Source organism: Pseudomonas sp. JL2, from assembly GCF_031570495.1.
GTDB classification, from domain to species: domain Bacteria; phylum Pseudomonadota; class Gammaproteobacteria; order Pseudomonadales; family Pseudomonadaceae; genus Aquipseudomonas; species Aquipseudomonas rhizophila.
The window spans coordinates 113301-135490 of sequence record NZ_JAKUDH010000008.1 but is presented as its reverse complement, the minus strand read 5'-3'; the positions used below and the strand labels follow the sequence as shown (position 1 = coordinate 135490).

General features: G+C 61.5%; 19 protein-coding genes. 11 read left to right on the top strand and 8 right to left on the bottom strand.

Translation table 11 applies throughout. The features are described 5' to 3' along the window. Positions 1–3 precede the first annotated feature (3 nt). The 6 genes from MKS85_RS13195 to bioB form a co-directional block, all read right to left on the bottom strand. On the bottom strand, positions 4–300 hold the full coding sequence (locus MKS85_RS13195) for a pyrroloquinoline quinone biosynthesis protein PqqE (protein WP_107323009.1): 297 nt from the start codon (positions 298–300) through the stop codon (positions 4–6). Positions 301–408: 108 nt separating this feature from the next. Continuing rightward, on the bottom strand, positions 409–1092 hold the full coding sequence (bioD, locus tag MKS85_RS13190) for a dethiobiotin synthase (RefSeq protein ID WP_139049011.1): 684 nt from the start codon (positions 1090–1092) through the stop codon (positions 409–411). After that, entirely contained in the window at positions 1089–1901 is an 813-nt protein-coding gene (bioC, locus tag MKS85_RS13185; RefSeq protein ID WP_047228114.1) for a malonyl-ACP O-methyltransferase BioC, read from the bottom strand. The genes bioD and bioC overlap by 4 nt, the downstream gene beginning before the upstream one ends. Continuing rightward, on the bottom strand, positions 1894–2625 hold the full coding sequence (locus MKS85_RS13180) for an alpha/beta fold hydrolase (RefSeq protein ID WP_188251814.1): 732 nt from the start codon (positions 2623–2625) through the stop codon (positions 1894–1896). The genes bioC and MKS85_RS13180 overlap by 8 nt, the downstream gene beginning before the upstream one ends. Continuing rightward, complete coding sequence (bioF, locus tag MKS85_RS13175) at positions 2618–3796, bottom strand: 8-amino-7-oxononanoate synthase (RefSeq protein ID WP_047228116.1); 1179 nt, start codon at positions 3794–3796, stop codon at positions 2618–2620. Before bioF ends, MKS85_RS13180 begins: the two co-directional genes overlap by 8 nt. Positions 3797–3946: 150 nt before the next feature. Beyond that, positions 3947–5002: a biotin synthase BioB gene (gene bioB, locus MKS85_RS13170; protein ID WP_076383416.1), complete on the bottom strand. Its 1056-nt coding sequence runs from the start codon at positions 5000–5002 to the stop codon at positions 3947–3949. A 91-nt stretch (positions 5003–5093) separates the two neighbouring features. Here bioB and MKS85_RS13165 point away from each other — a divergent pair, with 91 nt between their 5' ends. From MKS85_RS13165 to rarD, 5 genes are all read left to right on the top strand, one after another. Then, positions 5094–5834: a ComF family protein gene (locus tag MKS85_RS13165; RefSeq protein WP_188251815.1), complete on the top strand. Its 741-nt coding sequence runs from the start codon at positions 5094–5096 to the stop codon at positions 5832–5834. A gap of 57 nt (positions 5835–5891) precedes the next feature. Further along, positions 5892–6656, top strand: coding sequence for a TOBE domain-containing protein (locus MKS85_RS13160; protein WP_047228119.1), 765 nt, complete (start codon positions 5892–5894; stop codon positions 6654–6656). A 67-nt stretch (positions 6657–6723) separates the two neighbouring features. Next, a complete protein-coding gene (locus MKS85_RS13155) occupies positions 6724–8619 on the top strand; it encodes a PhoX family phosphatase (RefSeq protein ID WP_047228120.1) in 1896 nt (631 codons plus the stop codon). Positions 8620–8808: 189 nt separating this feature from the next. Further along, the gene (locus MKS85_RS13150; protein WP_188251816.1) at positions 8809–9783 is read left to right on the top strand and encodes a serine/threonine protein kinase; all 975 of its coding nucleotides are present in this window, start codon (positions 8809–8811) and stop codon (positions 9781–9783) included. Between the two features lie 203 nt (positions 9784–9986). After that, positions 9987–10874, top strand: a complete 888-nt coding sequence (rarD, locus tag MKS85_RS13145) for an EamA family transporter RarD (RefSeq protein WP_047228122.1) — start codon at positions 9987–9989, stop codon at positions 10872–10874. Positions 10875–11091: 217 nt separating this feature from the next. Here the strand turns inward: rarD and MKS85_RS13140 are convergent, their stop codons facing one another. Continuing rightward, positions 11092–11610 carry a glycine cleavage system protein R gene (locus MKS85_RS13140; protein WP_047228123.1) on the bottom strand — a complete coding sequence of 173 codons (519 nt, stop codon included), beginning with the start codon at positions 11608–11610 and terminating at the stop codon, positions 11092–11094. Positions 11611–12163: 553 nt separating this feature from the next. Here MKS85_RS13140 and MKS85_RS13135 point away from each other — a divergent pair. Further along, positions 12164–14341, top strand: coding sequence for a malate synthase G (locus MKS85_RS13135; protein ID WP_188251817.1), 2178 nt, complete (start codon positions 12164–12166; stop codon positions 14339–14341). Positions 14342–14467: 126 nt separating this feature from the next. Here MKS85_RS13135 and MKS85_RS13130 read toward each other — a convergent pair whose 3' ends face one another. Then, on the bottom strand, positions 14468–14914 hold the full coding sequence (locus MKS85_RS13130; RefSeq protein ID WP_047228125.1) for a response regulator: 447 nt from the start codon (positions 14912–14914) through the stop codon (positions 14468–14470). Positions 14915–15170: 256 nt separating this feature from the next. On the opposite strand from MKS85_RS13130, the gene MKS85_RS13125 reads away from it, so the two are divergent. From MKS85_RS13125 to MKS85_RS13105, 5 genes are all read left to right on the top strand, one after another. After that, positions 15171–17105 (top strand): putative nucleotidyltransferase substrate binding domain-containing protein, encoded by a 1935-nt coding sequence (locus MKS85_RS13125; RefSeq protein WP_305468590.1) that lies wholly within the window; start codon positions 15171–15173, stop codon positions 17103–17105. Beyond that, positions 17102–17809 carry a PolC-type DNA polymerase III gene (locus MKS85_RS13120; protein WP_047228127.1) on the top strand — a complete coding sequence of 236 codons (708 nt, stop codon included), beginning with the start codon at positions 17102–17104 and terminating at the stop codon, positions 17807–17809. Before MKS85_RS13125 ends, MKS85_RS13120 begins: the two co-directional genes overlap by 4 nt. A gap of 212 nt (positions 17810–18021) precedes the next feature. After that, a complete protein-coding gene (locus MKS85_RS13115) occupies positions 18022–18540 on the top strand; it encodes an RNA polymerase sigma factor (RefSeq protein ID WP_173406478.1) in 519 nt (172 codons plus the stop codon). Continuing rightward, positions 18537–19517 (top strand): FecR family protein, encoded by a 981-nt coding sequence (locus tag MKS85_RS13110; protein WP_310662950.1) that lies wholly within the window; start codon positions 18537–18539, stop codon positions 19515–19517. Before MKS85_RS13115 ends, MKS85_RS13110 begins: the two co-directional genes overlap by 4 nt. Before the next feature lie 212 nt (positions 19518–19729). Continuing rightward, positions 19730–22168: a TonB-dependent siderophore receptor gene (locus tag MKS85_RS13105; RefSeq protein ID WP_188251819.1), complete on the top strand. Its 2439-nt coding sequence runs from the start codon at positions 19730–19732 to the stop codon at positions 22166–22168. The last annotated feature ends 22 nt before the right edge of the window (positions 22169–22190 follow it).

Genomic DNA, 22190 nt, shown 5'->3' with positions numbered 1-22190 from the left:
GGATCAGACGAAAGTGTCGATCAACGTACCGAGCATTTCATCGGAAGCCTTGGCCACGTTCACGCCCAGTTCGACCTGAAATTTGCCCTGGGACATTTCAACCATGTTGCTGGCCAAGTCCGATTGCTGGCTGCGATCCACCGACCGCAAGCGATCGGCTTGCAGTTCGGACGACTGGCTGGTGACCGAACGCTCGATTGTATTGTTGGCAATCTGGCTAGAGGCCTGATCGACACGGTTCTGCCCTGTCTGAATAGTGCTCAGACCGGCATAGAACGCGGTATTTCCTGAGATTTCCATGGCAGAACTCGTCTTCTTGAAGGGTAGACAGCGGACATTGAAACAGAAGCCTGGGGAAAAGGCCCGACAAAAACACTAATGGCACAGTGCCTTGTCATAGTGAAAACCTTAGTAGTCCAGCAAATCCAGGTGCAGATGCGCAGCCACGGCTTCGGCGGTGATGCCCTTGATTTTCGGCACACGCCCCAAGCACGGCGCCGGCAGGCGTTCGGCCAGGGTCGCCAGATTTTCTTCCAGGCGCGATGTCTTGGGGTCGATGATATTGGCCACCCAACCCGCCAGTTGCAGGCCGTCCCGGGCGATGGCCTCGGCGGTCAGCAGGGCGTGGCTGATGCAGCCCAGGCGCACGCCCACCACCAGGATCACCGGCAGTCCCAGCGCCATCGCCAAGTCCGAGAGGTTGTCCTGATCGGCCAACGGAACGCGCCAGCCGCCCGCGCCTTCGATCAGAGTGAAATCGGCCTCCAAGGCCAACACTTCACGCATCGGCCCCAGCAACGATTGCACAGTCAAGGCCACGCCGGCTTCCCGAGCGGCCAGGTGAGGCGCGATGGCCGGCTCGAACGCCACCGGGTTGACCTGGGCATACACAAGCGGCACCGAGCATTCGGCCAACAGCGCCAAGGCATCGGCGTTGCGCAGGCCCTTGGGCGTTACTTCGCAACCGGAGGCCACAGGCTTACCGGCGGCGGTGCTCATGCCAGCCTGTCGCGCAGCATGCAGCAGGCCTGCCGCGACGGTGGTTTTGCCCACGTCGGTGTCGGTACCGGTGATGAAATAAGCCTGGCTCATAGCGGTTTCTCCAGCACGGCGTAAACCACCCGGTAGGTCGCGGGCAAACCCTGTACCTGACGAAACTGTTCGTAAGCGTCAACCAGCGCGAGGATCCGCGCCCTGCCCGTCAACCCGCCGGGCCGGCCGGGGTTCAGATTGTGGGCGCCGAGGGCTTTCAATTCATGGGTCAGACCGCGCACGTCCGGGTAATACATCACATGGGGACGGTTTTCCAGGCTGATAACGTTCAGCCCGCTGGCCTCACATAGCTGTTGATACGTTTCGAACCCGCGAAAACGGTTGACGTGCACCAGGCCATCCACCTGACGCCAGCTGTCGCGCAATTCGTACAACGTGCCGACGCAAAGGCTTGTAAAGGCAAACACGCCACCGGGTTTCAAAACCCGATGGACTTCGTTCAACACCGAGGCAAAATCCGCGCACCACTGCACCGCCAGGCTAGAGAACACCAGATCGCAGCTGGATGCCTGCAAGGGCAACCGCTCGGCATCACCGGCTATAAAGTGCGCAGCACCACCCTGAGGGCGAGCATGGTTGAGCATACCTTCGGCGATATCCAGCGCCAACCCGGTCACCTCGCCGAAGCGCGTACCCAGCGCCCGCGTGAAATAGCCGGTGCCACAACCCAGGTCCATCCAGCGCTCAGGCATGATCGAAGCAGGCAGCCGGTCCAGCAACTGCTGGCCTACGTCGCGCTGCAGCTCGGCGACGCTGTCGTAACTGGTCGCCGCCCGGGAAAACGAGGCCGCCACCTGGCGCTTGTCCGGCAAGGCACCGGGCAATTTGGCAACAGACAAATCAGTCATCATCGGACTCATGCAAAAAAGCCTGAATCGCCCCCGCCACACCGTGGGGGTCTTCCAGAGGGAATCCGTGGCCGGTCTGTTCGATCAGACCGATTTCAACATCGGGCAGCAACACCAGCAGTTCACCCGCTGCCTCAGCCGGTACCAGGGCATCGAGCCCGGCAAACACGTGGAGCTGCGGGCCGCCGAAGCCCTGCAAGGCGGCGCGGGTATCCAGTTGCGCCAGCAGCTCGAGCCCGGCCATCAACACATCCGGCGAAGTGACTGGCGCACCCGCCAGCAACAATCGCGACAAGCCGCGCGGATCGCTGCAACCCTGGGCACATAACAAACTGAAGCGTTTGAGGGTCTGGCGCGGGTCGGCGGCGCACCCGGCGAGAAACCCATCAAAAGTTTCACCGGCCATCGCGCTCGGCCATTGATCGTGGGCCACGAAAGAAGGGTTGCTCGCCAGGGTCAACAAGCCGCAACAGCGCTCGCCCCGACGCGCCGCCAGCTCGCCGGCCAGCATGCCGCCCAGCGACCAGCCACCCAACCAGGCATCCTGGGGCAATGTGGCATCCAGCTCATCGAGCCATTCATTGAGGTCGCTTGAGGTCAGTGTCGGCAACGGCTCGATCTCGACCCGCAGATGTTCATCGAGCCCTTGCAGCGCAGCCGCCAGAGGCTCCAGCGGGGAAACGCCCAAGCCCCAACCAGGCAGCAATATCAGTCGATCACGCATGGCTTGGCTCCGGTCCCAGTTGTGCAAAACACTCGGCCAATGCCTCCAGCAGTAGCTGCACCTGAGCCTCACTGTGAGCGGCGGTCAAGGTCACGCGCAGACGAGCGCTGCCGGCCGGTACGGTGGGTGGGCGGATCGCAGTGACCATCAGTCCCCGCTCACGCAGCATCTGCGACAAGCGCATCGCCCGCCCCGCATCGCCGATCAGGATCGGCTGGATCGGCGTGAAACTGTCCATCAATTGCAGGCCGATCTGCTCGGCACCGTGGCGAAACTGGCGGATCAGCACCTGCAAATGTTCGCGCCGCCAATGCTCGCTGCGCAGCAGCTCAAGGCTCTTGAGCGTAGCGCAGGCCAGAGCCGGCGGTTGACTGGTGGTGTAGATGTAGGGACGAGCGAACTGGATCAGGCTTTCGATCAGGTCTTCACTGCCGGCGACAAAAGCACCGGCAGTACCGAAGGCTTTGCCCAGGGTGCCGACCAATACCGGCACGTCATCCTGGCTCAAGCCAAAATGTTCGACGATCCCGCCGCCATTGGCCCCCAACGGGCCGAAACCGTGGGCATCATCGACCATCAGCCAGGCGCCCTTGGCCCTGGCTGCACGGGCCAGGGCCGGCAGATCGGCGATGTCGCCGTCCATGCTGAACACACCATCGGTAACCACCAGCGTATTGCCGGTGGCTTTCTCCAGACGGTTGGCCAGGCTCTGGGCATCGTTGTGCAGGTAACGGTTGAAGCGCGCGCCGGACAGCAACCCGGCGTCGAGCAACGAAGCGTGGTTGAGTCGATCCTCCAGCACCGTATCACCCTGCCCCACCAGTGCGGTGACAGCGCCAAGGTTGGCCATGTAGCCGGTGGTGAACAGCAGTGCCCGCGGGCGGCCAGTCAAGTCAGCCAGGGCTTCTTCCAGGGCATGATGAGGCCCGCTGTGGCCGATCACCAGATGGGAAGCACCGCCACCCACGCCCCATCGCGCCGCACCGGCGCGCCAGGCTTCGATCACTTGTGGATGATTGGCCAGGCCCAGGTAATCATTGTTGCAGAACGCCAGCAGCGGCTGGCCGTCCACCACCACCTCTGGCCCCTGCGGGCTTTCGAGCAGCGGGCGCTGGCGATAGAGGTTTTCGGCACGACGGGCAGTCAGGCGTGCGGCGAGATCGAAGGGCATGCAGGCCTCGGGGTGAACCGCTATTTAAAGACTGGAGGAGATCCCCCTGTGGGAGCGAGCCTGCTCGCGATAGCGGCGTGCCAGTCAACAAATGTTGAATGCTCCATCGCCATCGCGAGCAGGCTCGCTCCCACATTTTTTTGCGTCAGCTCAGAGGGCGGCGTTGTAGAACTGCTCGCTGCTCTTCTGCTCCACCAGCGCCTGTTCAATAGCCGCCTGATGCACTTCATCAGCATGCTCTTCGCGGGCCTCCGGCTGGATGCCCAGGCGAGCGAACAGTTGCATGTCCTTGTCGGCTTGCGGGTTGGCGGTGGTCAGGAGTTTGTCGCCATAAAAAATCGAGTTGGCACCGGCGAAAAATGCCAGGGCCTGCATCTGTTCGTTCATCGCTTCGCGGCCGGCGGACAGGCGTACATGGGACTGGGGCATCAGGATCCGCGCCACGGCGAGCATGCGAATGAAATCGAACGGATCGACGTCTTCGGCGTTTTCCAGTGGCGTGCCGGCGACTTTTACCAGCATGTTGATCGGCACCGATTCCGGATGCTCCGGCAGGTTCGCCAGCTGGATCAGCAGGTTGGCGCGATCGTCCAGGGACTCGCCCATGCCCAGGATGCCGCCGGAGCAGATCTTCATCCCCGAATCTCGCACGTAAGCCAGGGTTTGCAGACGCTCGCTGTAGGTACGAGTGGTGATGATGCTGCCGTAGAACTCCGGCGACGTGTCGAGGTTGTGGTTGTAGTAGTCCAGGCCGGCCTGGGCCAGGGCCTGGGTCTGGTCCTGATCGAGGCGGCCCAGGGTCATGCAGGTCTCCAGGCCCATGGCCTTCACGCCTTTGACCATCTCCAGCACATAAGGCATGTCCTTGGCCGACGGATGCTTCCACGCCGCGCCCATGCAGAAACGGGTCGAGCCGATGGCCTTGGCACGGGCGGCCTCTTCGAGGACTTTCTGCACTTCCAGCAACTTTTCTTTTTCCAGCCCGGTGTTGTAGTGGCCGGACTGCGGACAATATTTGCAATCTTCCGGGCAGGCGCCGGTCTTGATCGACAGCAGCGTGGACACCTGGACGCGGTTGGCATCGAAATGCGCGCGGTGCACGGTCTGCGCCTGGAACAACAGGTCATTGAAGGGCTGGACGAAGAGAGCTTTGACTTCGGCCAAAGACCAGTCATGACGCAGGTTGGCAGTGGTGCTGGCGCTCATGGGCATTTCCTTGATTATGCTTGGCTGGCACCTGGGGACATGGAATACCCACAGGCGCGACACGGATGTTCGGCATATTTAAGGAAGAGTCATGCGCTGTCAACCACGATACGATGGACCGGTTTACATCTGGTTAAAAAACAAACAACCTTGTCTGTTGTGTGGCGAAACCACCGACACGCCCCAACCCATTTGCACCCCCTGCGAGAGCGAACTGCCCTGGCTCGGTGACCAGTGCAGTATCTGCGCCTTGCCACTGCCCATGGCCGGGCTGCGTTGTGGCCAGTGCGCCACTCAACCGCCAGCCTTCGAGCGGGTCCTGGCGCCATGGGCCTACGACTTTCCTATCGACAGCCTGATCGCACGCTTCAAACATCAGGCCAAATGGCCGCTCGGTCGGTTGATGGGCGAACTGCTGGCGCAGTCCCTGCAGCATCACTTCAATGAAGGACTGGAGCCACCCGACGCACTGGTGCCAGTACCGCTTGCCAATCGGCGCTTGCGTCAACGGGGTTTCAATCAGGCCTCGATGCTTGCACGCTGGCTCAGCGCGACATTGAAGATCCCTTGCGAAGAACAACTGCTGCGGCGCGTCCTGGACACCCCCGCCCAGCAGGCACTCGATGCCAGGGCCCGGCGCCGAAACCTGCGTCAAGCCTTTGCCATCACACCCGACGCCGTGCTCGGCAACCGTCACCTGGCGTTGGTCGACGATGTGCTCACGACCGGCGCCACAGCCCAGGCGCTGGCCCGCCTGCTGTTGGATGCCGGCGCCGCCCGGGTCGATGTGTATTGCCTGGCCCGCACGCCGAAACCCGGTGAGCCGGCTTGACGCGCCGCCTGCGAGGCGCCAACGTCCGCTCATGATTCCTTGGCGCAGTTCTCCATCATGTCATTGCCCCCGCTCCTGACCCAGCACATCGTCCGGCGCCCACAACGCATCGCCTTGTTGCAGCACATCGCCGAACAAGGCTCGATCACCCGTGCCGCCAAGAGCGCGGGCCTGAGCTACAAGGCGGCGTGGGATGCCATCGACGAGTTGAATAACCTGGCGGACCAGCCGCTGGTGGAACGCAGCGTCGGCGGCAGGGGCGGTGGCGGCGCCAAGCTGTCAGAGGAGGGGCAACGCGTGCTGCGGCTGTATCAGCGCTTGCAAGCGCTGCAGGCGCAGTTACTGGAAGCCAGCGAGGACGCCGGGGATCTGGGCCTGCTCAGTCGCTTGATGCTGCGCACCAGCGCGCGCAATCAACTGCATGGCAAAGTCCTGGGGATCGAGGCCCAGGGCCACAATGACCGGGTACGCCTGGAACTGGCCCGGGGTCTGGTCATCGAGGCGCAAATCACCCATGACAGCACCTTACGCCTGGAGCTGGCTATCGGCACCGAAGTGGTGGCCCTGATCAAGGCCGGCTGGTTGGAGTTGCACCCCATCGAGTCAGCGGAGCAATCGGGAATCAACACGTTGCGCGGCGTGATCGAGCAGGTTGCCGCCGCCGAAGACGGCCCCAGTGAAGTGCGTATCGGCCTGCCCAACGGCCAGACATTGTGCGCCCTGGCCGATCCGCTCCAATTGCATGAGCGAAACCTGGCTACCGGTTCTGCGGTGCACGTCGCGTTTTCACCGACAAATGTGCTGCTCGGCACACCGCTGTAGCGCGCTGCAACAATAGTTTCATCGACCCGCTTTAAGGTGACTGCCAAAACCAGCAGGGAGCCTGATGATGAGCCTATTAGAAGAAAACCAATCCACCGACCTGGAAAAGATCGTCGGCCTGAGCCGTCGAAGCTTCATCAGCGCCGGCGCCCTGTGCGGCGCGGCGATGTTCCTGGGCGGCAACCTGCTGAGCCGCAGCGTGCTGGCCGCCGCCGTGAGCGAAGGCAACAGCAAGCTGCTGGGCTTTAAAAGCATCGCCGCCGCCACGGCCGACACCATTACCCTGCCTCCGGGCTACAAAGCCTCGGTGCTGATCAGTTGGGGCCAGCCACTGCGCAAAAATGCACCGGCGTTCGACCCCAGTGGCAATGGAACAGCCCGCGCTCAGGAAGAGCAGTTTGGCGACAACACCGACGGCATGAGCCTGTTCGAATTCCCCGGCGACAAGAACCGGGCGCTGATGGCGATCAACAACGAGTACACCAACTACCAATACCTGTTCCCTCACGGCGGCCAGCCGCAGTCGGCCGAAGACGTGCGCAAGGCCCAAGCCGCCGAAGGCGTGTCGGTGATCGAGATCCAGCGTCGTCGCGGCCAGTGGCAGTTCGTCCAGGAATCGCGCTACAACCGCCGGATCCACGGCAACACGCCGATTCGCCTGCGTGGTCCGGCAGCCGGCCACGACCTGCTGAAAACCAGCGCCGACAAGAGCGGCAAAAAAGTGCTGGGGACTTTCCAGAACTGCGCCAACGGCATGACGCCGTGGGGCACGTACCTGACCTGCGAAGAGAACTTCACTGACTGCTTCGGCAGCAGCAAGGCGGACCTGCAGTTCGACGCGGCACAAAAACGCTATGGCGCCACCGTCACCAGCAGTGAAATCAACTGGCACCTGCACGACCCGCGTTTTGATCTGGCGAAGAACCCCAACGAACTCAATCGCCATGGCTGGGTGGTGGAAATCGATCCGTTCGACCCGCAATCCACCCCGGTAAAACGCACTGCTCTGGGCCGTTTCAAACACGAAAACGCCGCCCTCGCGCAGACCAATGACGGTCGCGCCGTGGTGTACATGGGCGATGACGAGCGCGGCGAATTCATCTACAAGTTCGTCAGCCGCGAGCGCATCAACCATCGCAATGCCAAAGCCAACCGCAACCTGCTGGACCACGGCACCTTGTATGTGGCGCGCTTCGATGCCGGCGACGGCAACCCGGACCACCCCAAAGGCAAGGGCCAGTGGATCGAGCTGACCCACGGCAAGAACGGCATCGACGCCAGCAGCGGTTTCGCTGACCAGGCCGAAGTGCTGATCCATGCGCGCCTGGCCGCCAGTGCCGTTGGCGCCACGCGCATGGACCGCCCCGAGTGGATCGTGGTCAGCCCCAAGGACGGCCAGGTCTATTGCACCCTGACCAACAACTCCAAGCGCGGTGATGCCGGTCAACCGGTGGAAGGGCCAAACCCTCGGGCCAAGAACGTCTACGGGCAGATCCTGCGCTGGCGCACCGACCGCGACGATCATGCCTCCAAGACCTTCTCCTGGGATCTGTTCGTGGTCGCCGGCAACCCGGCGGTACACGCCGGCACGCCGAAAGCCGGCTCGTCCAACATCAACGCCCAGAACATGTTCAACAGCCCCGATGGCCTGGGCTTCGACAAGGCCGGGCGGCTGTGGATTCAGACCGACGGTGATTTCAGCAATACCGGGGACTTCGCCGGCATGGGCAACAACCAGATGCTCTGCGCCGACCCCGACAGCGGCGAAATCCGTCGATTCCTGGTCGGGCCGGTGGGTTGCGAAGTGACCGGCATCAGCTTCTCGCCAGACTACAAAACCCTGTTCGTCGGCATCCAGCATCCCAGCGGCGGCTCGACGTTCCCCGAGCATCTGCCCAACGGTAAGCCGCGGTCGTCGGTGATGGTGATTACCCGTGAGGATGGCGGGGTCATCGGCGCCTGATCGGGCCTTATCGCGAGCAGGCTCGCTCCCACATTGATTCCAGTGCACCTGCTATCTACGGTGCGCCACAAAATCCTGTGGGAGCGAGCCTGCTCGCGATGGCATCGGCACAGCCGTCACCTATCTCCCTCCGTCTGCGCTACCATGCTGGGCCGGACGCGGCAGCCCTGCCGCTGCGCAGGAGTCAGCATGTCCCATCCGTTTGAAACCCTCACACCCGACCTGGTGCTCGATGCCGTTGAAAGCATGGGCTTGCTCTGCGATGCCCGTGTGCTGGCCCTCAACAGCTATGAAAACCGTGTCTATCAGGTGGGTATCGAAGACGCCGAGCCGCTGATCGCCAAGTTCTATCGCCCTCAGCGCTGGACCAACGAAGCGATTCTGGAAGAGCACCGCTTCACCTTCGAACTGGCCGAATGCGACGTGCCGGTGGTAGCGCCGCTGATTCACAACGGCGTCAGTCTGCACGAACACGCCGGGTTTCGTTTCACCCTGTTTCCCCGTCGCGGCGGCCGCGCGCCTGAGCCGGGCAACCTCGACCAACTCTATCGCCTGGGGCAATTGCTCGGGCGCCTGCACGCGGTCGGGTCGACCCGTCCGTTCGAGCATCGTGAAGCGTTGGGCGTGAAAAACTTCGGCCACGACTCACTGGCCACCGTGCTGCAAAGCGGTTTCGTACCCCGCAGCCTGCTTCCGGCCTACGAGTCGGTGGCCAGGGACCTGCTCAAACGGGTCGAAGAGGTTTATGCCGCCACGCCTCACCAGAACATCCGCATGCACGGCGACTGCCACCCCGGCAACATGATGTGCCGCGACGAGGTTTTTCATATCGTCGACCTGGACGACTGCCGCATGGGCCCGGCGGTACAGGATTTGTGGATGATGCTCGCCGGTGATCGCCAGGAATGCCTGGGGCAGTTGTCGGAATTGATGGACGGCTACCGCGAGTTTCATGACTTTGACCCGCGTGAACTGGCCTTGATCGAGCCTCTGCGGGCCCTGCGCCTGATGCACTACAGCGCCTGGCTAGCGCGCCGTTGGGACGATCCGGCGTTCCCGCGCAGCTTCCCGTGGTTCGGCAGCGAACGCTACTGGGGCGACCAGGTGTTGGCGTTGCGCGAGCAATTGGCGGCGCTCAATGAGGAGCCGTTGAAGTTGTTCTGATTTGCCACTGCCGCCCCCCTGTGGGAGCGAGCCTGCTCGCGATCGCGGTAGGTCAGTCGATGTCCATGTTGAATGGGTCATCGTCATCGCGAGCGGGCTCGCTCCCACAGGGGCAGGCGATGGCGCTCATAAAGGTTCACAGCACAATCTGACAAATCTCCTTACAATCACTCTTTTGTTAGCTGCCTAAGCAAGGATTCTGCATGCAAGCCGCCAACCCGCGTCGCGGGTATATCCTGGGCCTGAGTGCCTACATCATCTGGGGTCTGTTCCCGATCTATTTCAAAGCCATCGCCAACGTGCCGTCCGTGGAAATCATCATCCACCGGGTGCTGTGGTCAGCGCTGTTCGGCGCGGCGTTGCTGATGGTCTGGAAACACCCGGGCTGGTGGCGCGAACTGCGGGACAATCCACAGCGGCTGGCAATCCTGGCCCTGAGCGGTACGTTGATCGCGGCCAACTGGCTGACCTACGTCTGGGCGGTGAACAACGAGCGCATGCTCGAAGCGAGCCTGGGGTACTACATCAACCCGCTGGTGAACGTATTGCTCGGCATGTTGATCCTGGGTGAACGGTTGCGACGCATGCAGTGGCTGGCGGTGGGGTTGGCCGCGGTCGGTGTGGCGCAGCAGGTCTGGCAAGTGGGCAGCCTGCCTTGGGTGTCGCTGGTGCTCGCGCTGACCTTCGGCTTTTATGGGCTGATCCGCAAGCAAGCGCCGGTCAAGGCTTTACCCGGACTGGTAGTGGAAACCTGGATGCTGGTGCCGATCGCCATTGCCTGGTTGTTGTTCAACCCGGCGGCTACCAGCGCCCAAGCCGTTTTCTGGACCACCTCCGAAGCCTGGTGGCTGGTGGCGGCAGGGCCCGTGACGCTGGTGCCGTTGGTGTGCTTTAACGCTGCGGCGCGGCATTTGCCCTACACCACCCTCGGGTTCCTCCAGTACATCGCACCGACGCTGGTGTTGTTGCTCGCCGTACTGCTGTTCGGTGAGCATCTGTCGTCCAGCACATTGGTGGCGTTCCTGTTTATCTGGGCTGGGCTTGCGGTGTATAGCGTCGATGCCGTGATCAGCATGCGCCGGCGCAACTGATCAAAAAACGCACGAACCTCCACAGGCCACGCCTGGCGTGGCCTGCGCGTATCCTTCCCAAGGTTATCCACAGCGTGATCCCCGCCGTTTGTGCACAAGCCCTTGAAAACTGGTGATTTTTTAATCATATCCCGCCAGCGCCCGGCGGACGTGGGCTGGCGAGGTGTCTCTACAGGTTATCCACAGGCAGGCGCAGTTTTTCCTTGGATAACCCGTATCAGTTCTCGTCGCTGAGTTTCAGCTCCACCATCAGTTCATCGGCCAGGGTTTCCAAACGCTCCTGCAAAGTGTCCAGGGACAAGGTCACTGGCACCCCGAGGATCGCTTCGGCATGAAACAGCAACTCGCTGCTCATCGGCGCCGGCCGCACGTCCGTGACCAGTCGCTCGACGTTGACGCCCTGCTCACTCAGCAAGCGCGTGATGTCGCGCACGATCCCCGGGCGATCATTACCCACCAGCTCCATCGCGATAGGCTTCCAAGTGCAGGACTCTTCGACGATGCCCTCGGCGATCAGCACGCGGATGTTGTGGGCCGACAGGCCTTGCAAGGCTTCGATCAATTCATCATGGGATTCAGCCGGAACGCTCAGGCGCAGGATTCCGGCAAATTGTCCCGCCAGACGGGACATGCGGCTTTCCAACCAGTTACCGCCGTGCTCGGCGATGCAAAGGGCGATCTGCTCGACCAACCCGGGCTTGTCCGGGGCGAAAACAGTGATGACGAGATGGTCCATGGCGCGAGCCCTCTTGTTGTGGAAAGAAGAGTATAGGCAGGTGGTCGCGGACAGGCTGGTGCCCTAAAGATATAAACCTCGCCTCTGTGGGAGCAAAGCTTGCTCGCGATGAAAACAACTCGGTCCTTCTGAAACCAGGGCACCTGTATCGCAGCAAGCTTTGCTCCCACAGGATGAAACCAGATACATCGTGTACAAAAATCAAGATTTATATGGAACAATCCATACGTTTTTTGAGAACATCCCGTGCCTCGTCGTGACCGTAACACTTTAGTGGGTCGCGGAACGACGCAATTAGTCTAATTTTCACAACCGCAATTGATCATGTAGTATGCCGCAGCGCGCACTACATAATGTTGGACCAATGACTGTTCAAGGCGCGGTCGCATCCCTGAAAGCCCCGTCAGCAAGGCTTAACGCCCGTGACAGGTCCCACCCAGCCGCCAGCGATGGCATGTACTGGTTCCGGGGTTTGTGGTTTAAATGTCCCGAGGCTTCATTGTCAAAATCGAAGAGCTGAAAAGCGAAATAGCTGAGCAGAGTGAGGCAAGCAATGACTGAACACGTTCAAGTCGGTGGCCTGCGGGTCGCCAAAGTCCTGTTCGACTTCGTGAATAACGAAGCTATCCCCGGAACCGGCCTCACCGCCGATGCGTTCTGGGCCGGTGCCGACAAAGTCATCCACGACCTGGCCCCGAAGAACAAAGCCCTACTCGCCAAACGCGACGATTTCCAGGCGCAGATCGATGCCTGGCACCAGGCCCGTGCCGGCCAGGCCCACGACGCCGTGGCTTACAAAGCCTTCCTGCAAGACATCGGTTATCTGCTGCCAGAAGCGGCGGATTTCCAGGCCACGACGCAAAATGTCGATGACGAAATCGCCCGCATGGCCGGCCCGCAACTGGTCGTGCCGGTGATGAATGCCCGCTTCGCCCTCAATGCCTCGAACGCCCGCTGGGGTTCTTTGTACGACGCGCTGTACGGCACCGATGCCATCAGCGAAGCCGACGGCGCGGAGAAAGGCAAAGGCTACAACAAGGTACGCGGCGACAAGGTCATTGCCTTTGCCCGCGCCTTCCTCGACGAAGCCGCGCCGTTGGCCGCCGGCTCCCATGTCGATTCCACCGCTTACAAGATCGTCGATGGCAAACTGGTGGTTGCCCTCAAGGGCGGCAGCAACAGCGGCCTGCGTGACGACGCGCAACTGATCGGTTTCCAGGGCGACGCTTCGGCACCGACCACCGTGCTGTTGAAGCACAACGGCCTGCACTTCGAAATCCAGATCGACGCCAGCACCCCCGTCGGCCAGACCGATGCCGCCGGCGTCAAAGACATCCTGATGGAAGCGGCGCTGACCACCATCATGGACTGCGAAGACTCGGTCGCCGCCGTCGATGCCGATGACAAAGTGGTGATCTACCGTAACTGGCTCGGCCTGATGAAGGGCGATCTGTCGGAACAGGTCGCCAAGGGCGGTCAAACGTTTACCCGCACCATGAACCCCGATCGGGCGTACACGACGGTCGACGGTTCGGGCCTGACCCTGCATGGCCGCTCGCTCCTGTTCGTGCGCAACGTCGGTCATCTGATGACTATCGACGCGATCCTGGACAAGGACGGTCAGGAAGTACCGGAAGGCATCCTGGATGGCCTGGTCACCAGCCTGGCGGCAATCCACAGCCTCAACGGCAATACTTCGCGCCGCAACAGCCGTACCGGCTCGGTGTACATCGTCAAGCCGAAGATGCACGGGCCGGAAGAAGCGGCGTTCACCAACGAACTGTTCGGTCGCGTCGAGGACGTGCTGAACCTGCCGCGCAACACCCTCAAGGTCGGGATCATGGACGAGGAGCGCCGGACCACGGTCAACCTCAAGGCCTGCATCAAGGCCGCCAGTGAACGCGTGGTGTTCATCAACACCGGCTTCCTGGACCGCACCGGCGACGAAATCCACACCTCCATGGAAGCCGGCCCGATGGTGCGCAAGGCTGATATGAAAGCCGAGAAGTGGATCGCCGCGTATGAGAATTGGAACGTCGATATCGGCCTGAGCACCGGCCTGCAGGGTCGCGCACAGATCGGCAAGGGCATGTGGGCCATGCCGGACCTGATGGCAGCGATGCTGGAGCAGAAAATCGCTCATCCCATGGCCGGTGCCAACACCGCGTGGGTTCCGTCGCCGACCGCTGCAGCGCTGCACGCGCTGCATTATCACAAGGTCGAGGTGTTCGCCCGTCAGGCCGAACTGGCCCAACGTGCCCGCGCCTCGGTGGACGACATCCTGACCATCCCGTTGGCCGTGAACCCGAACTGGACGCCGGAGCAGATCAGGAACGAACTGGACAACAATGCCCAGGGCATCCTCGGTTACGTGGTGCGCTGGATCGACCAGGGCGTAGGTTGCTCCAAGGTGCCGGACATCAACGATATTGGCCTGATGGAAGACCGTGCGACGCTGCGTATTTCCAGCCAGCACATCGCCAACTGGCTGCGCCATGGCATCGTCACCCAGGACCAGGTGATGGAAAGCCTCAAGCGCATGGCGCCGGTGGTGGACCGCCAGAACGCCAGCGACCCGCTGTACCGTCCACTGGCGCCGGACTTCGACAGCAACATCGCCTTCCAGGCGGCGGTGGAGTTGGTGATCGAAGGCACCCGGCAGCCTAACGGCTATACCGAGCCGGTGCTGCACCGTCGTCGTCGCGAGTTCAAGGCAGCCAATGGGCTGTGATTGAAGGGTAAAACGCAGCACAAGAAAAAGCCCTGATCGAAAGATCAGGGCTTTTTCATTGCAAAATCACCAAGCCCTAGCTGATGCTCGAGTCATTGTGGGATTCATCGGCTCCCACAGACAATTTTAAAGATCCATCCCCAGCTCATGCTTGACCAGACCCAGCAATTTTTCCGTATCAATAGGCTTGAGCAAAAAATCCACTACGCTCAGGTGCATCGCTTCGATGGCGTCCTTCACGTCGGCATCGCCGGAGACGAGGATGATCGGCAGCGCTGCCCGCTCCGACTCACGGACCAGGCGGACCAGTTCAAGGCCATCGACATTGCCCATACGCAAGTCAGTGATCAATAGGCCAATCGACGGCTTGGTTTCCAGCAACTTGAGCGCCGTTTCACCGCTGGCGGCGGTCATGCAGTGAATGCCGTCCAGGGCCAGAATTTCCGATAGCAGCTCACGGGCGTCCTTGTCGTCATCGACAATCAAGACTCGTTGCGGCGGCAGGTCGGGTTCCAGCATGACGGCACTCAGCGCCTCGCGCTCGGCGTCACTCAAAATATCGTGGTCGGACATGATGCTCTCTACGTTCTTTAATCGATCCCCGGCACAGTGGTCAGACATCGTTCTGCGTCGCTTCAATGTGCACTTCGTCGGATTTTTTTCCAAGTACATTTATTGCAGGCTTCGGATAGACCACACGAGGGATTTTTCTATCGTTCCCAGCCTTTTGCGTTGACCTAGACTTACGTCCAATGGGCACCCTACCCTCAGGGGTTGACCATGGGGACAGATCCGACCACAACAATTCAAAAAAGACTGCGCCATGGTTATGAAAAAAACGGACGCCTTTACCCAGGCTGGGAAAACCGCGGTGTTGCAGAACATCCAGGGAACGCTGCAATTCCTTCAGCGTTTTCCCCCGTTCAACCAAATGGAAAACGCTCACCTGGCTTATCTGGTGGAGCAATGCCTGCTGCGTTTTTACGCACCGGGGGACACCATCATCAAACCGGCCGACGGCACGGTGGAACACTTTTATATCGTCAAGCAGGGCCGGGTCGTGGGCGAGCGTCCGCATTCGGCAAAAGGTGGCACCGAGACCACCTTCGAAATCACCACCGGCGAATGCTTCCCCCTTGCCGCGCTGCTGGGCGAGCGGGCCACGCGCACCGAACACCGTGCCGGCGAGGACACCTTCTGCCTGCAGTTGAACAAGCAGGCATTCATCAAGCTATTCGCCCTGTCGAGCCCGTTTCGTGATTTCGCGCTGCGTGGAGTTAGCAGCCTGCTCGACCAGTTCAATCAGCAAGTCCAGCAGAAGTCCGCGCAAACCCTCGGCACCCAATATTCGCTCAACACCCGGCTGGGCGAGCTGGCGATGCGTCATCCGGTGAGTTGCAACCCCGACATGCCCCTGCGCGAAGCCGTGAAACTGATGCACGAACAGCAGGTCGGAAGCATTGTGGTGGTGAACGAGCAAAAAGCGCCGGTAGGGATTTTTACCCTGCGCGACCTGCGGCATGTGGTCGCCGACGGCTCCGGGGATTTTTCCGAAGCCATCGCCGCGCACATGACCCCGACACCCTTCTATCTCTCGCCGGACCACAGCGCCTTCGACGCGGCCATCGCCATGACTGAGCGCCACATCGCCCATGTTTGTCTGGTCAAGGACCATCGCTTGTGCGGCGTGGTGTCCGAGCGCGATCTGTTTTCCCTGCAGCGGGTCGACCTGGTGCATCTGGCACGGACCATCAGCAGCGCCCCGAAAGTCGAGACCCTGGTGGCCCTGCGCGGCGAGATCGGTCAATTGGTCGAGCGCATGCTGGCCCATGGTGCGTCGTCGACGCAGATCACCCAGATCATCACACTGCTCAACGACCACACCGTGTGCCGGGTCATCGAACTGACCCTGGCCGACAAGGGTGACCCGGGCGTGCCGTTCAGTTGGTTGTGTTTCGGCAGTGAAGGCCGGCGCGAGCAGACCCTGCACACCGACCAGGACAACGGCATCCTGTTCGAAGCCCGGGACGCCGCCCATGCGGCGCAGATCCGCGGGCTGCTGCTGCCCATCGCCCAACAGATCAACCAGAGCCTGGCCCTCTGTGGTTTCACCTTGTGCAAGGGCAACATCATGGCCGGCAATCCGGAGCTGTGCCTGTCCCGCGCCGAATGGGCCCGACGCTTTGCCGCATTCATTCGTGAAGCGACGCCGGAAAACCTATTGAGCTCGAGTATCTATTTCGACCTGCGGGTGGTCTGGGGCGATGAGCAAGGCTGTGAGCAGTTGCGCCAGCAAGTACTCGAACAGGTGGCCGATAACCGTTTGTTCCAGCGCATGATGGCCGAGAACGCGCTGCGTCATCGTCCACCGGTGGGACGCTTCAGGGATTTCGTGCTCAGCCGCAAGAACGGCGAAAAAGCCACCCTGGACCTGAAAGTGCAAGGCCTGACGCCTTTTGTCGACGGCGCTCGCCTGCTGGCCCTGGCCAATGGCATCGAAGCCAACAATACCCTGGAGCGCTTGCGGCAACTGGTCATCAAGGACGTGATCCAACCGCTCGATGGCGCGGCCTATGAAGAGGCCTACCACTTCATCCAGCAAACCCGCATGCAACAACATCAACTGCAGACCCGCGAAAACCTGCCCTACTCCAACCGGGTCGACCCCGACAGCCTTAATCATCTGGACCGGCGCATTCTGCGCGAATCCCTGCGCCAGGCCCAACGGCTGCAAAGCAGCCTGACGCTGAGGTACCAGTTGTGAGCATTTTTTCCTGGTTACGCCCGGTCCAACCGATGTTGCCTGAAGACGTGCAACAGCGCCTGGAGCGCCTGCCGGCCCCCGCGCCCCTGGGTGAATGCAGCCTGAGGGAGCAACGCTGGGTGGTGCTGGATCTGGAAACCACGGGGTTGAACCTGAACAAGGATCAGGTGCTGTCCATCGGTGCGGTGGTCATAGAAGACGGCGCCATCGACTTCAGCCAACAGTTCGAACGCACCTTGCAGTGCGACAAGCAGAAGCTGGGACCCAGCGTATTGATCCATGGCCTGGCGCCGAGTGAAATTGCCGCCGGCAGCGACCCCGCCGAGGCGCTGCTGGCGTTCATGGAATTCGTCGGCGACAGCCCTCTGCTGGCATTTCATGCGCCGTTCGACTCCCACATGCTGGGGCGAGCACTGAAGGATTACCTCGGTTATCGCTTGCAGCATTCGTTTCTGGATGTCGCTGACCTGGCGCCGATGCTCTGCCCTCAAGCGCACCTGCGCAAGGCCGGCCTGGACGACTGGATCGACTGGTGCAAATTGCAAGTCTTCGACCGCCATAACGCCAGCGCCGACGCCCTGGCCACCGCCGAATTGGCGCTCATTCTGTTCAGCCGTGCCCGTCAGCAGCAGATCCATAGCCCGCTTGAGCTGCAACAGCACCTGAGCCAATGGAAGCGACGGCAACGGGCGCCTTCGCTTTAGCCCAAGGTGATTGACCTGTGGGAGCAAGGCTTGCCCGCGATGCAGGCGACTCGGCCAGGCTGCCAGTCCCGGCGATGCCATCGCGGGCAAGCCTTGCGCCAGACTCTCCTGAATCTGCGGATCGTGCTCCGACCAGCGCCAATTGCTTTCTCTCCCCCGCCTCTGCGACAATCGCGAACAATTCTCGTTACTTAAAACGTCGGTGATGCTTCGTGTCGTCAGTCCCAAGCCCCCACAGTGATCTGGTTGGTGCGTTGTACCGTGACCATCGCGGGTGGCTATTGGCATGGCTGCGCCGCAACGTGGCCTGCCCGCAACGGGCCGAAGATCTGAGCCAGGACACCTTCGTGCGCCTGCTGGGCCGGGAGGAACTGACAGCGCCCCGAGAGCCCAGGGCGTTTCTGGTGGCGATCGCCAAGGGACTGCTGTTCGATTATTTCCGTCGGGCGGCGCTGGAGCAGGCCTACCTCACCGAGCTGATGCTGATCCCGGAAAACGAACAGCCGTCGTTGGAAGAGCAGCAACTGATCGTCGAAGACCTCAAGGCTATCGATCGGCTGCTTGGCAAATTGTCGAGCAAGGCCCGCGCCGCCTTCCTCTACAACCGCCTCGACGGCCTCAGCCATGCAGAAATCGCCGAGCGCCTGGGGGTTTCCGTGCCCCGGGTGCGGCAGTACCTGGCCCAGGGCATGCGCCAGTGCTACATCGCGCTTTATGGTGAGCCGACATGAGCACGCCTTCTTCCAAACCCGTCTCGACCGGGGTTCTGGATGCGGCCATTGCCTGGCAGCTGTCCTTGGACTCAGGCGGCGGTAGTGCCCAGGAGCGGGAAGCGTTCGCCCAATGGCATGCCGCCGACGAAGAACACGCCCGGGCCTGGCGGCAACTGGGCATGCTTGACCAACGCTTCAGTGTCGCCAACGGCCCTGGGCGAGCCGCCTTGTTGCAATCCAGAGCAAACATCCGTCGCCGGGTGCGCAAGCTCGGTAGCAGCCTGGCCAGCATTGTTGCAGTGATCGGCCTGGCGTTGTTTGCCGGAGATCGTTACTTGCCGCTGGATTACTGGCTGGCCGACCAGCGCACCGCCACCGGCGAACAACGCGTCCTGCGCTTGGCCGACGGCACGCTGATCAACCTCAACACCCACAGTGCGCTGGACGTGCGTTTCGATGACAAGCAGCGCCGCATTGTCCTGCAAGAAGGCGAGATCCTGGTGGAAACCGGCCACAACGATCCGCGTCCGTTTATCGTTGAAACCCGCGAAGGCAACATGCGCGCCCTGGGCACCCGGTTTTTGGTCAAGCGAAAAGCAGAAGGCACGCGCCTGAGCGTGTTGAAGTCGGCAGTGGCGGCGCATCCGCAGGCCACCGACGAAGAGCAGATCCTGCGCGAAGGCCAGCAGGTGTTGATGCGTCGCGACGGTCTCGGGCCGACGATGGCCCTGAGTCCGGGCGCCGATGCCTGGACCCGCGGCATGCTGGTGGTGGACAACGCCCGCCTCGAAGACCTGGTCCATGAGCTGGGACGCTATCGTCGCGGCTACCTGGGCGTCGAGCCACAGGTAGCCGACCTGCGCATCACGGGCAGCTTCCCGCTGCACGATACCGATCTGGCACTCAGCGCCCTGCTGCCGACCTTGCCGGTGCAAGTCGAGCATCACACGCGCTGGTGGGTGATGGTGGGGCCGAGGGTCGAGACCAAGCCTTGAGGCCCCATCGCGAGCAGGCTCGCTCCCACATTTGATCTTCAGTGATCCCCTGTGGGAGCGAGCCTGCTCGCGATGAAGCCGTCCCGATCCGAAGACCCGTTGGACACCTCACCTCAATCTGAATCTAAATTATTTTCATCCAGCCCTATCACTTTTGAATTTTCATCCGGCACCAAGGCAATTGAGAAATATTTCCATTCAGGAGCCGCCGTATGTCCCGCCCGCTAGACACCCTGTTGCGCCCCAGTCTGTTGGCCGTTGCCATCGCTTTTGCCGCCCCGTTGGTCAGCGGCCCGTTGCTGGCCGCCGAACAAGCCTCGAGCGTGCGCACCTACAACCTGCCCGCCGCACCATTGGCCAGCACCCTGAACCAGATTGCCAGTCAGGCCGGGCTCGCCCTGAGTCTGACCCCGTCCCTGGCCTCGGGCAAAACCTCGGCACCAGTCCAGGGCCAGTTCGATGCCATTGGCGCATTACGTGAGGCGTTGCGCGGCACCGGCCTTCAACTGCAACAAAGCAGCGCCGGCACCTACAGCCTGGTGGCCGTGCCCGAAGGCGTCATGGCTTTGCCGGAAACCAGCGTGATCGGCGCCGGCCTCAGCGAGACCGCGTGGGGTCCGACCGATGGCTATGTCGCCACTCGCACGGCAGCCGGCACCAAGACCGATACGCCGATTGTCGAACTGCCGCGCTCGGTTTCCGTGGTCACACGCCAGCAGATGGAAGATCGCTCGGTCCTCAACCTCAATGACGCCCTGCGCTACACCGCTGGCGTGCAGAGCAGCGGCTACGGCTCGGACTCACGCAACGACTGGCTGCTGGTGCGCGGTTTTGTACCGACGCAGTTCCTCGATGGTCTGCCGCTGCCCAAGGGCAACTACGTCACGCCGAAAATCGAGCCCTGGAACCTCGAGCGCATCGCCGTGCTGCGTGGTCCGGCGTCTTCGATCTACGGCCAGACGCCACCCGGCGGCATGCTGGACATGGTCAGCCGTCGTCCGCAAGCTGAAAGCAGCCACGAGGTCGAACTGCAAGCCGGCAGCTACGAACACAAGCAGATCAACTTCGACAGCACCGGCAAGGTCGATGACGAAGGCCAGTTCCTCTATCGACTCAGCGGCACGGTGCGCGACAGCAACGCCCAGGTCGATCACATCCCGGACAAACGCTACAACATCGCCCCGAGCCTGACCTGGAACATCAACGACGACACCCGTCTGACCTTCCTGTCTCAGTACACCCGCGACGACACCGGCATCACCGGGCAATTCCTGCCGCTGCAAGGCACCAAGCTGTCGTCGCCGGCCGGCAAGATTTCCCACCACAAAAACCTGGGTGACCCGGACTGGGAATTCTACGACCGCACCTACTACGCCCTCGGCTATGCGTTTGAACATCGTCTGAACGACACTTGGCAGTTCCGCCAGAACCTGCGCTATACCAAGAGCGACCTGGAAACCCAAGGCATCTCCGCAGGTGGCCAATTCTGGCCAGACGGCCCCGACCAATCCGTGGATGCCAACGGCAACGTCAAGCGCAGCGCCAGCGTCATCAACGAAGACATCAGCCAGTTCGCCGTGGACAACAACTTCCAGGCCGACTTCCAGACCGGCGCCCTCAGCCACACCCTGTTGCTGGGCCTGGATCACCAGCGCTCCAACAGCAATTCACGCTGGGATTGGGGTTCGACTGGCGTGCCGACCAGCAACATCCACAACCCGACCTACGGACAGGATTTCTCCAACGTCCAGTACTTCACCATGTACGACTACAACCAGAAGACCCAGCAAACCGGTCTCTACATCCAGGACCAGATCGCCCTGGACAACTGGCGTCTGACCCTGGGTGGTCGTGAAGACTGGATCCACACCGGCACCGAGTTCCACAACCAGGCCGGCGCGACCAACACCCAGCGCGACAAGAAATTCAGCGGTAACGCGGCGCTGAGCTACGTCTTCGACAATGGCGTGACGCCGTACATTTCTTTCGCCCAGTCCTTCCAGGCAGCGGCCGGTGCCAACGTCAACAGCACCGATGCATTCAAGCCGACCGAAGGCGAACAGTACGAAGCGGGCATCAAGTACCAGCCACCCGGCACCAAAACCCTGCTAACGGCGGCGGTGTTCGACCTGACCCAGAAAAACAACTCTGTCACCGAAAACAACGTCACCCGCCAAGTGGGTGAAGTACAGGTACGTGGCCTGGAGTTGGAGGCCTCGGGCGACGTGACCGACAACCTGAAGCTCATCGGCTCCTACACCTACAACGACAGTGAAATCACCAAAGGCACGACGGCGGAAAAAGGCAAGCGCATGGCCCAGGTGCCGCGTAACCAAGCCACCGCCTGGGCGGACTACACCTGGCACAACGGCCCGCTGGACGGCTTTGGTGTCGGTGCGGGTGTGCGTTACGTCGGCGACACCTATGGCAACACCACCAACACCGACTGGGGCCATGTCGGTTCCTATACCGTATATGACGCCTCGGCCCATTACGACCTGGGTCGCCTGAACAACTCGCTCAAAGGGGTATCGGTGGCGGTGGATGCAAAAAACGTCTTCAACAAGGACTACCTGTCCACGTGTGACGGTTTCTACTGCTACTACGGCGATCAACGCAGCGTCGTCGCCAGCGTGAATTACAAATGGTAAACGGTTAGCATTTGTAAACCTT